13 protein-coding genes and 2 pseudogenes are annotated in these 13,828 nt (G+C 63.2%); 3 read left to right on the top strand and 12 right to left on the bottom strand.

What is annotated here, in order from left to right; translation table 11 throughout:
* Positions 1 to 364 precede the first annotated feature (364 nt).
* Positions 365 to 826 carry an SRPBCC domain-containing protein gene (locus E3O62_RS06425; protein WP_166786434.1) on the bottom strand — a complete coding sequence of 154 codons (462 nt, stop codon included), beginning with the start codon at positions 824 to 826 and terminating at the stop codon, positions 365 to 367.
* A gap of 793 nt (positions 827 to 1,619) precedes the next feature.
* Between E3O62_RS06425 and E3O62_RS06420 the strand changes: the two genes are divergently transcribed.
* Positions 1,620 to 1,889 carry a hypothetical protein gene (locus E3O62_RS06420; protein ID WP_134397927.1) on the top strand — a complete coding sequence of 90 codons (270 nt, stop codon included), beginning with the start codon at positions 1,620 to 1,622 and terminating at the stop codon, positions 1,887 to 1,889.
* A 7-nt stretch (positions 1,890 to 1,896) separates the two neighbouring features.
* Here E3O62_RS06420 and E3O62_RS06415 read toward each other — a convergent pair.
* The 5 genes and pseudogenes from E3O62_RS06415 to E3O62_RS06395 form a co-directional block, all read right to left on the bottom strand.
* Positions 1,897 to 2,045 (bottom strand): annotated as a pseudogene (locus tag E3O62_RS06415) (ISL3 family transposase); the annotation flags it as partial.
* Positions 2,046 to 2,047: 2 nt separating this feature from the next.
* Positions 2,048 to 3,622: an ABC transporter ATP-binding protein gene (locus tag E3O62_RS06410; protein WP_134397926.1), complete on the bottom strand. Its 1,575-nt coding sequence runs from the start codon at positions 3,620 to 3,622 to the stop codon at positions 2,048 to 2,050.
* Positions 3,619 to 4,464 carry an ABC transporter permease gene (locus E3O62_RS06405; protein ID WP_166786433.1) on the bottom strand — a complete coding sequence of 282 codons (846 nt, stop codon included), beginning with the start codon at positions 4,462 to 4,464 and terminating at the stop codon, positions 3,619 to 3,621. The genes E3O62_RS06410 and E3O62_RS06405 overlap by 4 nt, the downstream gene beginning before the upstream one ends.
* Positions 4,461 to 5,033: an ABC transporter permease gene (locus E3O62_RS06400; RefSeq protein WP_370448892.1), complete on the bottom strand. Its 573-nt coding sequence runs from the start codon at positions 5,031 to 5,033 to the stop codon at positions 4,461 to 4,463. The genes E3O62_RS06405 and E3O62_RS06400 overlap by 4 nt, the downstream gene beginning before the upstream one ends.
* Positions 4,936 to 5,571 (bottom strand): recombinase family protein, encoded by a 636-nt coding sequence (locus tag E3O62_RS06395; RefSeq protein ID WP_370448891.1) that lies wholly within the window; start codon positions 5,569 to 5,571, stop codon positions 4,936 to 4,938. Before E3O62_RS06395 ends, E3O62_RS06400 begins: the two co-directional genes overlap by 98 nt.
* Positions 5,572 to 5,873: 302 nt before the next feature.
* On the opposite strand from E3O62_RS06395, the pseudogene E3O62_RS06390 reads away from it, so the two are divergent.
* A pseudogene (locus E3O62_RS06390) lies at positions 5,874 to 6,077 on the top strand (IS256 family transposase); the annotation flags it as partial.
* Between the two features lie 336 nt (positions 6,078 to 6,413).
* On the opposite strand, the gene E3O62_RS06385 reads toward E3O62_RS06390, so the two are convergent.
* Positions 6,414 to 7,604: a hypothetical protein gene (locus E3O62_RS06385; RefSeq protein WP_166786432.1), complete on the bottom strand. Its 1,191-nt coding sequence runs from the start codon at positions 7,602 to 7,604 to the stop codon at positions 6,414 to 6,416.
* Positions 7,605 to 7,645: 41 nt separating this feature from the next.
* Between E3O62_RS06385 and E3O62_RS06380 the strand changes: the two genes are divergently transcribed.
* Positions 7,646 to 8,812 carry a hypothetical protein gene (locus tag E3O62_RS06380; protein ID WP_166786431.1) on the top strand — a complete coding sequence of 389 codons (1,167 nt, stop codon included), beginning with the start codon at positions 7,646 to 7,648 and terminating at the stop codon, positions 8,810 to 8,812.
* A gap of 253 nt (positions 8,813 to 9,065) precedes the next feature.
* Here the strand turns inward: E3O62_RS06380 and E3O62_RS06375 are convergent, their stop codons facing one another.
* The 5 genes from E3O62_RS06375 to E3O62_RS06355 form a co-directional block, all read right to left on the bottom strand.
* A complete protein-coding gene (locus E3O62_RS06375; protein WP_134397922.1) occupies positions 9,066 to 9,494 on the bottom strand; it encodes a hypothetical protein in 429 nt (142 codons plus the stop codon).
* 1,105 nt (positions 9,495 to 10,599) lie between these two features.
* Positions 10,600 to 10,878 carry a hypothetical protein gene (locus tag E3O62_RS06370; protein ID WP_134397921.1) on the bottom strand — a complete coding sequence of 93 codons (279 nt, stop codon included), beginning with the start codon at positions 10,876 to 10,878 and terminating at the stop codon, positions 10,600 to 10,602.
* Positions 10,879 to 11,231: 353 nt separating this feature from the next.
* Positions 11,232 to 11,750 carry a hypothetical protein gene (locus E3O62_RS06365; RefSeq protein WP_134397920.1) on the bottom strand — a complete coding sequence of 173 codons (519 nt, stop codon included), beginning with the start codon at positions 11,748 to 11,750 and terminating at the stop codon, positions 11,232 to 11,234.
* Positions 11,751 to 11,924: 174 nt separating this feature from the next.
* The gene (locus E3O62_RS06360; RefSeq protein WP_134397919.1) at positions 11,925 to 12,539 is read right to left on the bottom strand and encodes a recombinase family protein; all 615 of its coding nucleotides are present in this window, start codon (positions 12,537 to 12,539) and stop codon (positions 11,925 to 11,927) included.
* Between the two features lie 308 nt (positions 12,540 to 12,847).
* Positions 12,848 to 13,717 (bottom strand): hypothetical protein, encoded by an 870-nt coding sequence (locus tag E3O62_RS06355; protein WP_134397918.1) that lies wholly within the window; start codon positions 13,715 to 13,717, stop codon positions 12,848 to 12,850.
* Between the last annotated feature and the right edge of the window lie 111 nt (positions 13,718 to 13,828).

Below are 13,828 nucleotides of genomic sequence, written 5' to 3'. Positions count from 1 at the left end.
CGCCTGAACCAAGTCGACGCCGAAGCAGGTTGCTTCAGTCGGCGTTCACGTGACGTGACCGGGGCCCTCGTCGCCTCCAGGGGATCCTCGTCAGGAAACGCCTCCCCACGAGGACAATCCACCCCGGTAACGACGAATGGCCTCCGAAATCTCGGAGGCCATTCGTTTTAAGACTTGTTCTAAGACCAGAATCAACCAGTTCTGAGCACGACCCTGTGGCGGGCTGTTCCTATAACTCGGAGGCCGCTGAATCAGTGGACAATTTTTCGGCACTTTCGCGCACATCCTCTGCGCTCTGCCAAATAATCCTCGACCGGCCGAGCAACGTGGCCAACTCGTCGAGCGACTCTCCCGTATTCGTGAACTACTGGGTGACACCCTCGAGTAAGATCGCAAGCTCGTCGAGTTCGACGTCCCAGCCCTCTCGGTTCTGCTCAAGACGTTCGCGACGGTAGCGGGTGCCGCCGGGGAGTGTGTCGAAGCCCGATTCGATCACCGTGACATCCGTCCCGGTACCAGCATCGCCGATGGTAAATCGCACGTGCGTCGAGTACTCGTCGAGCTCTTCAGCGGGGATTCCCGACCAACGGAAGCCGAACGAGCCGTCGGGCACCACCTCGGTGATTTCGATCGGGAAGCTGCCGTAATCATCCCAGTCGATTCTCCCGTTAGCACCGGGCTCGAGCGCGGCGAACTCCACACCGTCGCCGAACCACTTGACCATCACCTCGGGGTCGGTCAGCGCCTTCCAGACGCTCGCGCGCGAGGCCTCGATGTGCACGGTGCGGGTCACGGTGTGGCCCTTGATTCTTGCGTGATCAGACACGGTTTTTCCTTCACGTTCGAGCTGAACGCGACGGGACATTGCCCGCCGAGCGGCACGTCAACTAGTTCCGCAAACGCACTCCATCGAGCGTACCCATGATTGCGTATCTGTTCACGGGCGGGAGAACTCCGTGAACGCGAGTGGCAACGCATTAGATGTCGGTCTAAGTTCCTCACTGACCGTGCCACGCAGGCAACGCAAGGCAAACCGACTGCCCCAACGGGCATGGGGCCGTTACGTTCAACGACTCGACGTCGGGACCGCGATGGCCACTCCAACTACAAGGCCAACTGGCCACTCAAGGTGCTACCCGGCGCCGCAGACGGCGCAGAACTCGACCCGCCGCTCCGAACATAACCTCGCGCACCCACCCGCCACTCATCGCTCCACCGCACGACCAGGACAATTCGCAGCGCCAAAAAGCGGCCGTTCGAGCATCCCTGGCCGTGCATCGTCATTTAATCCGCAGCCGCCAGCCCGCCTGAGTTTCCTCTGCCCTCTGCCTCGCTCCCACTGGAGGTGTTGACCCGTTTTTGCTGGATAAGAGACATTTGTGTCAGAAGTGCCCGCCAGAATGAGCTTGTCTACGTCACATCACGAAAAGATGGCATCATGCCCAAACCGCTTTAAATCATGCTGCTCATTGCGGCGCCCCTCGTCCTTGGCGGAACCACCGGAAGCGGAGTTGCCGCCTTGGCCGCGCTTGCACTGGTTCTGATCGCCAGCCCGATCATCTGGAAGGTCCGCAAGGATCGCTATTTCAGTTCCGACCAGTTCCGACCAGTTCCAAACATTGCGATCCGAGATCGCCGTCGTTGTCGCCGAGCACAACGAGGTCGTGAACTACGTGGCCGAGATCCGCTCGCAGGGCTCATTTGAGCTGGGAGTGTCCTCAGCGGGTCAGTATGCGCACCTGGCCACGTTTGAGAACAACTCGGCGTGGAACAATCGGCGCGACCGCAACGTCTCCGACTACGCGCCGCAAGTGCACAACACATCACTCCAGGTCGTCCGCAATGCCAGCGTCGAGCCGATCAAGTACGTCAAAGCTGTCCTGTCGTAACCGTGGGTTAAACCCTGCTCGGGAGTACCGGTTTATGGCCGCCGAGGCTGAGCATGGTGAGGGCGATCAGGGCGTCGGGGATGTGAAGCCGAAAGCGATGCGGGTGATGAGTCGGATCTTGGTCTTCATGGATTCGACCCGGCCGTTGGCTGTTCCGACTAAGCCGTGGCGTGCGCGGCGAGCAGTTCCCGGGTGAACGGATGCTGCGGCGCAAGAAATAGCGCCGCAGCCGGTCCCTGCTCCACGACAACGCCATCCTTCATCACGAGGATGTCGTGGCTGAGCGCGCGTACCACTGCGAGGTCGTGCGAGATGAACACCATCGCCAGCCCCGTCGTTTCCTGCAAGGATGCCAGCAGCTTGAGCACCTGGGCCTGAATAGACGCGTCCAGCGCCGACACCGGCTCGTCACAGACCAAGATACTCGGCTGCCGGGCCAGCGCTCTGGCGATCGCCACGCGCTGGCGCTGCCCGCCGGAGAGCTGGTGCGCCCGCCGCCCCAGCAGGGAATCGTTCAGTGCCACCAGCTCGAGTAGCTCGATCGCCCGCGCCCGGCGTTCGCGCCGTCGACGCCGCCCGAGCCGGGTGCCATCCAGAGCGATTGCCTCCGACAGGATCTGCAGTACTGTCGCCCGCGGGTCGAAGGCACTCAGGGAGTCCTGGTGGATGATCTGGATGCCGCCGCGTCGGGCCCGCCGCGTCGATTCCGGCACTCGGCTCCAGGGCTCACCGTGCAACAGAACATCGCCGCGGTCCGGGGTTTCCGTGCCCAGCAGCATCCGTGCCACCGTGCTCTTGCCCGACCCCGACTCGCCCACGATGCCCACGGTGTGGCCGGCGCGCAGCTCGAACGAGACCCCGTTCACAGCGTGTAGCTGCGCGGCCGCCAGGCCGTAGGTCTTGGCGAGGTCCCGCGCGGCGAGCACCACGGGGCCGGTGTTCGGCGGGGCCGGCGGTCGGCTCTGCGACGCCGCCGCCAAAAGCTCGCGAGTATACGGATGCTGCGGCGCGGCGAACAGGTCGGCCGCAGGCTGCAACTCGACGAACCGCCCGTCTTTCATCACGGCGATGTCGTCGGCGAGCCGGCGGATAATCGTAAGGTCGTGGCTGATCAGCAGCAGCGCGAGGCCCGACTCCTTCAGCTGGCGCAGCAGGACCACAATCTGGGCCTGAACGGTCACGTCGAGGGCTGTAGTGGGTTCGTCAGCGATCAGCACGGCCGGCGAAGCCGCGAGGGCCGAGGCGATGAGTGCGCGCTGGCGCAGGCCACCGGAAAGTTCGTGCGGGTATTGACGCACGCGCATGGCGGGCTCTGGCATGGCCACCTGATCGAGCAGCTGCAGCACCCGGCCGGCACGGTCGGCGCGGCCGAGTGTGGGTTCGTGCACCTCGAGGGGTTCGGCCACCTCGGCGCCCACCCGGCGCAGAGGGTCAAGGGAGACGAGGGCGTCCTGGCTCACGAGGCCAACGCGGGCACCGCGCAGGCGTCGCCAAGCCGGCTCGGTCAGGTCTCGAGCGTCAACTCCGGCCACGGTCAGTTCCTCGGCGGTGACCCGTGCGCCCTCCGGGGTGAGTCCGATCAGGCTGCGGCCGGTCACCGTCTTACCGGCACCGGACTCCCCCACTATGCCGAGGCATTGCCCGGCGGCAATGCTGAACGAGACGCCGTCGACCACGGCGGTCGACGAGCCCGGCAGAACCACGCGCAGGTTGCGCACCGTGATGACGCTCATCGCTGCCGCCGCGCGCATCGGGCCTGCAGGTGTCGGCCTAGAATGCTTGTCGACACCACGGTGGCGGTGATCACGAGCCCGGGGAACACGGCGATCCACCAGGCGCTGGCGAGAAAATTGCGGCCTTCCGAGAGGATGAGTCCCCACTCCGGCGTTGGCGGCTTCGGCCCGAGGCCGAGAAAGCTCAGGCCGGCTGCGGCAGTGATAGCGGTGCCGACTCCCATGGTGGCCATGACCAGCAGCGGGCCGAGGGTGTTGGGTAGCACGTGGCGCAGCACGGTCACCGCGGGCGACACACCAAGCGTGCGCGCGGCCTCCACGTAGCCGGCGCGCTTGACCACGAGGGTTTGCACCCGGGCGACGCGCGCGTATGAGGGGATCACCGCGAGGGCCACGGCCACGAGCAGGCTCGCCTCCCCCGGGCCGATGATTGCGATCACGATCAAGGCCAGCAGAAACTCCGGGAAGGCCATCACGATCTCGATGGCGCGGCTCAGCACACCGTCACCGAGGCTGCGCATGAGCCCAGCAAATGAGCCGATCATGAGCCCCACGACCAGAGCGATCAGCGTGGCACCGAAGCCAATGGCGAGCGAGTACCGCGAACCGTAGATCACCCGGGCGAACACGTCGCGGCCAGTCTGGTCCGTTCCAAACGGATGCCCGGGGCCGGGCGCCAGCAGCGCCTCACCGATGTCGGTGCGCAGGGGGTCAGCGGCGGTGAACACCCCGGGCAGAAGGGCCGAAACCACGAGGAGCACGAGGAACCCGGCGGCGGCCCAGAGTGCCGGGGCGGGCATCCGCTTGACTCGACGTGACCGGACGGCGACGAGGACGCTCATGCGTAGGCCTGCTCAGTCTCCAGGCGCGGGTCGATGCGGTCGGCGACAAGGTCGACGAGCAGGTTGATCACGGAGAAGGCCACCGCGGCGAGCACGATAATGCCGAGCACCACGGGTACGTCCCGGTCAACGATGGCGTTGAGGGCTACGCGGCCAAGCCCTGGGCGGGCAAAGACGGTCTCGACCAGCACCGACCCGCCGAGCAGCGAGCCGACCATATACCCAGTGAGCGTGATGCTGCTGGCGGCGGCGTGGCGCAGGGTGTGGCGCACGACGAGCCGGGTGTGGCTGGCACCACGGGCACGCACGGTGTCGACGAAGGGCAGCGCTGCTGCGTCATCGAGGCCCTGCCGCAGCACCTGGCTGATGATGCCGGCCACCGGGATGGCGGGGGTCGCTGCTGGCAGGAGGAGAGCGCCGAACCCCACCGTGGCGACGACCGGAAACCAGCCAAGCCCGAAGCCGAAGACGCTAATCAGCACGAGACCGATCCAAAACGTGGGCGACGACACGGCAACGAGTTCGAGCAGGCCGGCCAGCGGTGCTGTGCGCCGGCCGCGCCCAAGCAATGCCGACCCGAGCGCGAGCAGGAGGGCGAACACAACGGCGAGGGCCATCAGCCATCGCGGCCATGGCCAGGCGGACCTTCGCTGGAGTCATCTTAAACGGCCGCCCACCGGTCCTCCCCCGCGCTCGAGCAGAGGCGAGCCCGGCGACAGTGCGCTCAGAGATGAGCGCCCGCTTGAACTCTGCGAGGGCGGCGAAGATTCCAAAAAAGAGCTTGCCGGATGCGGTCGTGGTGTCGATCGCTGCGCCCTCACCCATGAGAATTTTGAGGCCGATGCCCCGATCGGTGAGGTCATGCACCGTATTGACCAGGTGGCGCAGGTCTCGGCCGAGCCGATCAAGCTTCCAGACCAAGAGAGTGTCGCCCGGCCGCAGCGCCTTTAGACAGGCCGCCAGGTGCGGGCGGTCATCTTTCTTGCCGGATGCCTGGTCCTCGTAAAGGTTGGCTTGGTCGACGCTGGCAACGAGGAGCGCGTCTCGTTGGAGATTGGTGCTTTGCGACCCGTCGGCCTTCGATACCCGCATGTATCCGACGAGCATGCTCCACCCCTGTCATTTATACGTTCGTTTTCGGGTGCCAGTCGAAAAGCTTCGAACCTGTCCAACCCCGCGCGCCGTTCGCTCGAAATCTATGTTTAATGGGGACCCAAGTACTCCTCAAGCGTTCAAGGCGAGAGGGCTCCGGCCGAGCCGTGGCCTCATTACACCGCGCAGAACGCCGGTGATGAGGCCGCTCCAGTGCCGACTACCGACGGCTGGCGGGCCGCCCTCGATCATCTGATCGAGGCGACCGAGGCCAGCTGGGCTGACCCGGCCTATTCACTCGCTTAGTCGCGTCCCATGCCGTCGTGGAGTTGCTCTGGCTCGCGATCTGCAACATCGAAGACAAACGAGCCAGAGAGCGAGCCAAGGTACGCGGCGGCACCCGCACAACCCACCGCAAAGCCGAGGGACGCCTCGTCGAAGGCCAAATCACCACCAACTGGAAACAGGCCCTCGCCCAACTCGCCCTCGCCTACCCCGAACGAATCAACCCCAACCTATAAACGAGTCCCACTCTCTTACACAAACAACTTGACAGGCTCACTCAGGCTGCCCCATCTCGGACCCCCGGCACCGGCAAACAAGGGTGATCAACGGCCGCCTCGAGCACCTTCGTAGCTCTGCCCTCGGCTTCCTCACCAACTACATTGCCAGATCCTGGCTCCAGGCCGGCGGGTTCAAACCCCGACTACACCCCAGATTGCGATGAGCCTCTGATCTGTCCGTCGCAAGACACACCATTGAAGGTCAGAGGCACGTTTTACGTCACGGCACGCCACCGCGATGAGATCTCCGTAGAAGGACATTGAGCGTCTCAACGTGCAGCTCTTGTGGGCGGCTTATTCGAACGCTGGGGCGAGGGGCTGACGACGAGTCGAGTTGAGGGGGCCGCCGCCCGGGGTAGACGGCGCGCTGTTGTCCACCACGTTCAGCACCCCGAAGATGCGGTCCATATCCCGCGACCAGGCGTTGTCTCGGCTCTGCGGAGCCAGCTCAAACCCCCACGTCTGATTGAATTCCACCGCCACATCTCCCGCCGGGCCACGCTCGGTCATCAGCGCATATACATTCCAGCCCGTGTCGTCCACCACGTACGCCCCGTAATCGCGCAGCGCACTTGCCACGATCCTGGCAGGCTCGGTTTCCAGTGTGCCAGCGTCGAAGTCGGGTCGCAGCGCGAGCAGCGACCCTTGCTGCAACGCCGGGTTGGTGCCCCCGTACACCCCACTGCACGCCCCGGAGTCCGACGCCAGCGCCGGCCAACGGTAGCCATCTTTGCCGTCACTCTCACCGGACGCGCAGAACAGGTTGAGTTTGCCGAAGAGGTTGATTTTCAGGGCGTGACGAATCACGCCCCCCGGCGCCAGTTCACCCATGCGAACTGAGCCGCCGATAGAGCTCATCCGGCTGCCACCGTGTGAGCCTTCTATGCCGTCACCAGTTTTGATGTTCATTTCGTTGAAAACGTAGTGCGAGGTGGCGTAGCCACCAGCGGTGCAGCGGTGGAGGGGCTGGGTCTGGAATAGGGTGAGGCCGTCTTGCTTGAGGACGGCGGCCGAGGCGTTGGGGGTGGTGCCGGCGGGTTGGTCGTTAGTCCACTCGGCGGGGATGGGCAATTGGGTGAGCAGGGGACCTTCGGCAGCGCAGCGGAGGTTGCCGTCTGGGTTGGGGGACCAGTCCTTATAGTTCGTAAAGACGTCGGTTAGCGGCGCATCCGGCGTCAGGATGATCAGGTCTTCGTCGGTGGTCATTCCCCACTCCGTGGCCTTCCCTATATCGGCAGGGAGGTAGACGGCGCTGTCCGAGAGGGGGAGGTTCCAGATGCTGTCTTGACGAAATGGCCACTTCAGGGGGTCGCGGTTGGAAGGAAAGCTGAGCAAATCCTGCTGCGCGTCGATTAACTTGATCTCGACGCCGTCCCCGCCGCCCGCGTCCGTCGTTGCCTCACCCGCGGCGGTCGTGGTCCCGCCGCATGCAGCGAGCGCGAGCACGGCGACGCCTAGCAGTGCTCCCCCGACAGCGTTTTTCATGCTGCACGTGCTTTTCATACTTCTCCCTAGTTGTTCTAGTAATGTCCTCGGGCCAATCTACTCGAGTAACAAGCTCGGTCGACGGAAAAGATTCAACAGGGTTTCCGGCGCCTGCCGTCGACCGGGCGTGGAAGGTTCTGTCCGGGTTCGGCAGTTTCGGGTTCGCCAAAGCACACGGGGCCGCATTCGCCCGGACCACCTATGAGAGCGCCTGGCTGAAAACGCACCACCCAGCCACGTTCTTCGCTGGGCTCCTCACCCACGACCCCGGCATTTGGCCCAAGGACCTGATCGTCGCCGAAGCCCGCAACCTCGGCGTCCCCGTCCTCGGCCTCGACGTCCAAAAATCCGCACTGGACTACCGGGTCGAGCAGCTGGGCGACGGGCAGCTCGCCATCCGCCTCGCCCTGCCCGAACTCGCCGGGTCCAGTGCGGTGGAGCGGCAGCGGATCGCGGAGCATCAACCGTTCTCATCCCTGCAGGACTTCCGGGACCGGGTGCGGCCGCGCCGGCGCACGTTCGAAGCGTTGGCCCGGGTCGGCGCCCTCGACTCGTTCATCGGCTACGACCGCGCCCGCCGCGGCGACCTCCTCGCCCACATCCAAGGCCTCGGCGGCAAGGCCCTGCCCGTCGGCCCCGACCAGCTCGCCTTCGACATCGAACTCCCCCTGCCCGACTTCTACCGGGCAGTCACCGCCCTCGACCTCCGCGGCCGCACCCAAACAGACGTCGAACTCCGCGACCTCGGCCTCCCCGTCAGCCAGCACCAAATGACCCGCTTCTACCCACTCTTCAAAGAACTCGGAGTCACCCCCGCGTCGGAGCTCGTCAACCTGCCGGGCGGCACCGAGGTACTCGTCGCCGGGGTCCGACGCGCCACCCACACACCCCCAATGCGCAGCGGCAAACGCGTAGTCTTCCTCTCCCTCGACGACGGCAGTGGGCCGGTATCCAACGTGGTGTTCTTCCACGACGCCCAAGCTGCGATCGGGGCACCCGTGTTCCGCACCCACTACGCCCTCATCCGTGGCCGCACCCGGCGCACCGGCGCCCGCGGCGTGTCAGTAACCGGCGAGCAAATGTGGGACCTACTCGACGTGGCAGGGAAAGTCCGAGCACGCCAGGCCGCAGAGCAAGAACGGGAGCGGGTTGTGGTCGAGACGGAGGCCGCGGACAATGTCATCCAGATGTGGAGACGGAGAGCCTGAAGTTCCCGACGCTATTCACGGGACCGGCGTTCCTTTAGACGCGCCTGACTGCGAATTCTCCCGGGCGGAGCAAACGGGACGGCCCCTTCAGCAGAAGCTCCCTGGCCGTTTCGTGTCGATTTCCATACTCGGCAGCACAAATTCCACACTCGCATGCACCGCTCATTTACGCCACCACGGACCTTGGCTCTGTGCCCATGAGGGTCCGGCTTACGGGCACCCCAGCACACGTTGTTGCCTGAATCGCCGGTGCTCACTTGCCGATAGCAAGATTGTCCGCCACCTGGGTCCAGTTATCTGACGAGGGAAGGTTGGACTCGGAGATCAACTGCGCAGATCCAACCCCGGCCAAGTAGAGCTCAATCGGCAACTCAGTCGAGCACGCACTTGTCCATGCAGAGAGTGACGCGAACACGATGAAACAGACCTCCTTGCCTGACGCGGAGCGCGCTGCGAAGTAGTCCACTCCTGTTTGCTCCGAAAGCAGACGAGAGGAGTCGGGTGCCACTCCCAATTCTTCGTCGGCGTCGAGGCCGGCCGGCAACTCATCCGTTGAAGTCTGAGCGCGTCCAAGCGCAGTGACCTCAGTACCTGGCTGCTGACTGCACGCCGAAAGCAACGCTGCTGATGTAACGACCAGCAGCGTTGCGAGAGCCCTGATGGAGCGACTTTGCTTGTCCATTTCCACATCATTGCAGCCACTGTTCCGAAAACGTTTCATTGAGACCGCGTCGGCCGGCCGCGGTCCAACCACGCGATGCCGGCCGCGCGGCCGCCCCCGGTGAGAGTCTCGATCGTCTTGGGATGACCACTCGCAACGGGTTTCCCTGAGACCGAATGGGCCAGCGAGTGAGCCGCGCACGTCGATTTCGCAAGCGCCTCCGCCTTGGCGGGGAGGGCAGGCCTATGAGCCTGTGCGCGTGCCTTCGTTCGAAACGAGCATCCTGATGATGGATGCAACGGCTAGGACTGTTCCGACTAGCAAGCCGCCCCAGCCAAGGAATTGCTCACCCAGCGTCGGGGAAGTGCCCAGCTCATCGACGCGGATTCCCGTGTTCGTAAGGAAGATGGCCGCACCCAACGCGATCAGAACTCCGACGACCAACCCAATAATGCTGCCTCTTCTGCTGCGCATGTGATGATCCAATCAGTTTTCGCGACTCTATCGTCTCGAACGTGCGAGTCGCGTTGTCCTCGTCAAGGTTCCCGTCAGCGTCTCACTCCTGAGGTGTCGGTGGCCCAACGCTCCCGGAGTTCCGGAGAGCATCTTCGATTTCCGAGTCCTTGAATCCAGCCACCTGAAGCGAATCGCGAATCCCCGCATCGGAAAGCTCGTGCCTTCTCCGCTCTCGCTCCGCAGAGCGAGCCAGTCGCCAATATCTGAACAGCTTGGTTGCCAGGGTCACCGCATAGAGCGCGATTCCAAGGACGACCAGTGAGAGCACGGCCCCAGCGAATGCGGTCACAATCTCCACTGCGAGGATCCTTTCTTGAGCTCCGTCCCGGCCACATCACGTAACTGTTTTGAACAGGTGGGATGCGAGCGGAGGACCCAAAGCGATTCCCCGATGTCCCCCTCGGTTAGCCACAGCCTATTGCCGCGGCCCTGCATACCCAACCCAAGGCTCCGGCTCCGATGCATCTCGACAAGACTGCCAAGCTCGCAGGCCACTTACCAACAAACGCCCGCAGAAGGTTCCTCAATGGACAGCAAATCCCTACGTGCCAGGTGAGTTGAGGGCGGATCACCTGTGACGATTGATACCTGGCGCGCGTCGGGTCAGAGCCTATACGCCCACCTCGATCCACCTCTGCGGTTCTGATGCCGTCCGCTGAAGCTGCACAAGAAGGCGATATTCCGAGCCGAGCTCCGCGGAGACTCGTAGTGCGACAGCACGCCCCGTCTCGTTGTAGCGCATCGAGTTCTCGTTGCTGTCCCACTCGTCGTCATAGTGCTCGTGGTAGAACCTGGTCCATTCCAGAAGCTCCAGCTCAAGAGCACCAGAGATCGGCTGCCGGCTTCGATCATCAGCAATCGCGTTGCCAAACCACAGTGGCCACTTCATCGGTCCATCGTTGAGAAGGCGAACGGTCGTGCGGCCGGACGATCGGTTCAAGAGGGACCTCTGTTCAACAGCCTGGATTGGTCGACAGGCTCACGGGATGCACGCCACCGTGCGTACGTTCGGACATGGCACAAATCGAAGATCATGGTCTCCCGGCATGGAGCATAGGCCTGCAAGAACACACCACCCAGCAAAGTCTTCTTTGGCCCCCGGGGCATCGGCGCCGTGGTCCCTCTGCGCCAAACGCGAGTTCCATGTGCCTGGCCACCTCGCCTCGCAGGCCGTGCACAGCAACGTCTCCGAGGGGCTGGCCTGCGTAGCCCGTCGTTGAGGCACTCTCTAGATTGTCAGCATCATGACACTGCTCCGAAGGCCACCTGTGGATGCAAGGCTGTGTCGGCCGGCCAGTCGTGGTGATCCACGAGTATCCGGCGCGCTGCTTCGGGATCAGCAGCGGACCACTCGTCGACCTTGCTGATTCTGAGCCCGTCGGCAGTCTTGGCGGCCGTGACCACGAACGCCAACCGCATGGTGCGTACGGTGATTGGCAGGAGCGGGAGGCGGCCCTCGACTCGGACGAAGATGCCCAGTGCGTCACCATCCGGATGGATGGCCAGCTGCATGTCGCGACGGGTGACACGCGCCCATTTCAGGAGGCGGGCGAGTTGCTGGCGGACGTCTTGGATCGGAATCGCCCGTTCCGCGCCCTCCTTGGTGCCCCACAGCGGGGCGTGGGCGGTGACGGTGCAATCGGATGTCGCGAACGCACTGAAATCATGAATTCCTAAGTCGATCTTGCCGTCGAACCAACCGAAGTGGGCACCCCAACGATCGACGAGACCTACCATTTCACTGTCGCGCGGTGTTTGCATGCAGGGTCCTCTACCTGGGCGTGCCGAACTGATGTTGAGGATTACTTTACAAGTCACATTGCGGTCCGAGAAGAGCGAAGCGGGCCATCGCGTCGACACCGTGCGTGCTGCACGGCGTGATGCCCGATCTCGACGCGGTGGGCCTTCCCTTCTGACAGTGACCAGGTGGGGCCACTACTTCTTCGATAGGAGCTTCGCACCGTCCGACCGCAGCTCCCCCGTAGGTGAGACATGGCGGTACAGCGTCTGCCGGGTGATCCCGAGCTCCTTGCAGAGGTCGCCAACCTTCGTTTCCTTCTGACCCATCGCGGCCATGGCCAGGCGGACCTTGGCCGGCGTCATCTTGAACGGCCGCCCACCCGTCCTCCCCCGTGCTCGAGCTGCGGCAAGCCCGGCGACAGTGCGCTCAGAAATGAGCGCCCGCTCGAACTCGGAGAGAGCAGCAAAGATTCCGAAGACGAGCTTCCCAGGTGCCGTCGTGGTGTCGATCGCTGCCCCCTCTCCGGTGAGCACCTTGAGGCCGATGCCACGGTCGGTGAGGTCATGCACCGTATTGACCAGATGACGCAGGTCTCGGCCGAGCCGGTCCAGCTTCCAAACCAGGAGCGTGTCACCATGACGCAGCGCCTTCAGGCAGGCCGCCAGGTGTGGCCGGTCGTCCTTCTTGCCGGATGTCTTGTCCTCGTAGAGATCCTCTGCCGCGACGCCGGCGGCCAGGAGTGCGTCTCGCTGTAGATCAGTGCTCTGCGAACCATCAGCTTTTGACACGCGCATGTATCCGACGAGCATGCTCAACCCCTGTCATTTAAACGTCCGATTACGTGACAACGTGATCGTCATCTCAACGCACTCAAAAATTGTCACACAACCAGTCATCTATTCTGCGTGCTGCAAACGACGACCAAATCGTCCAATGTGACTGTTTGTGCTTTGTGGCGGCGTTCTGTGATCGCTATTTGGCGCATCGAATCTAAGGCCCTCGGCGATCCCGAGCGAGCTTCAGCGTCTTGTATCCCATGGCATGTGAGGCACTTCAGTTGTGAGACTCTGGCCGCTTGCCAGCACGTGGTATCCCGCAAAGTCGCGGCGCATAGCCGTTACGACCCCTCATCGGCCGTTGGAACTTCTGGATCGAGCGAGACGATCTCTCCGTTATCCGCAACGAACAGCCGCTCATCAGCGAAAATGCTCAGTGTGCGTCGGAACAGCTGGGAGGACTGCGACCCCGTAAGGAGACCCTCATCGTCTGTTACTAGCTTGAGAGCATTGAGCCGAACAATCCCTGACGAAATATCGCTGAGAAGCCGTGTATGAAGGGGATCGGGGAACGAGCCCTTGCTTGGATGCTTGAGGGTGTTGTAGTTGTTCGCTACCGCCCGTGCCAAGCCAATCTCTGACGCGGCGATCTGTGTCCAGTTGAGACCGAGGGGCTTGATGCCACGGTAGATGTCTGTAGCCACCGTTTTCCAGCGAGAAGACACCTTCTTTGGCGTCGTCGGATCTTTCATCTTCGTCGCGAATTCGACCGTCCGCTTGCCCTCTTGATAGGTGGCCTCCTCGCCCTCGACGTAGCCGACGAGGACAGAGCCGAGCGCCTCGAGGCTCATTGCGGAGTTGAGGGCGATGTTCTCCACGAATGACATAGACGTTGGCACCCGGTAGACCCCTGAGATAGGCAGAATGAACCTCTCCCATTGGTCGTAGTTGTCAGACCATCGAGAAAGAGACTCGGACTGAAGCTGAGGCATCCGAACAAGTGGGTAGTCCAGTTCCTTCTTGGGCGGCAAAGGTTTGGAGTATTCGCGGATAGTTTGCCGACTGATGAGCTCAACGGAGGGATAGTCCATTATCTGACCCCCCGTGGTTTTGGTCGTGTAGCGGTCATCCCTCACGCGATGTCCTCGAAACGAGAGGGAAGTCCCGAACATCAGCGACAGGAATGTGACGAATTTCCGCTGTTCAACCAAGTGTTCATGGAAGGTGACGGCGCTCAGCGAAATTCCCCAGTCCTGCTCATCGAAGCTCCCCAGGTCGCGGGGTTAGGTTATCGGAAGTTTGTGCCCGTTGTCACGCGGCGG

Source organism: Cryobacterium sp. TMT2-15-1, from assembly GCF_004402345.1.
Lineage (GTDB): Bacteria > Actinomycetota > Actinomycetes > Actinomycetales > Microbacteriaceae > Cryobacterium > Cryobacterium sandaracinum.
Note: the sequence above shows the minus strand (reverse complement) of the source record. Positions and strands in the feature narration are given on the sequence as shown.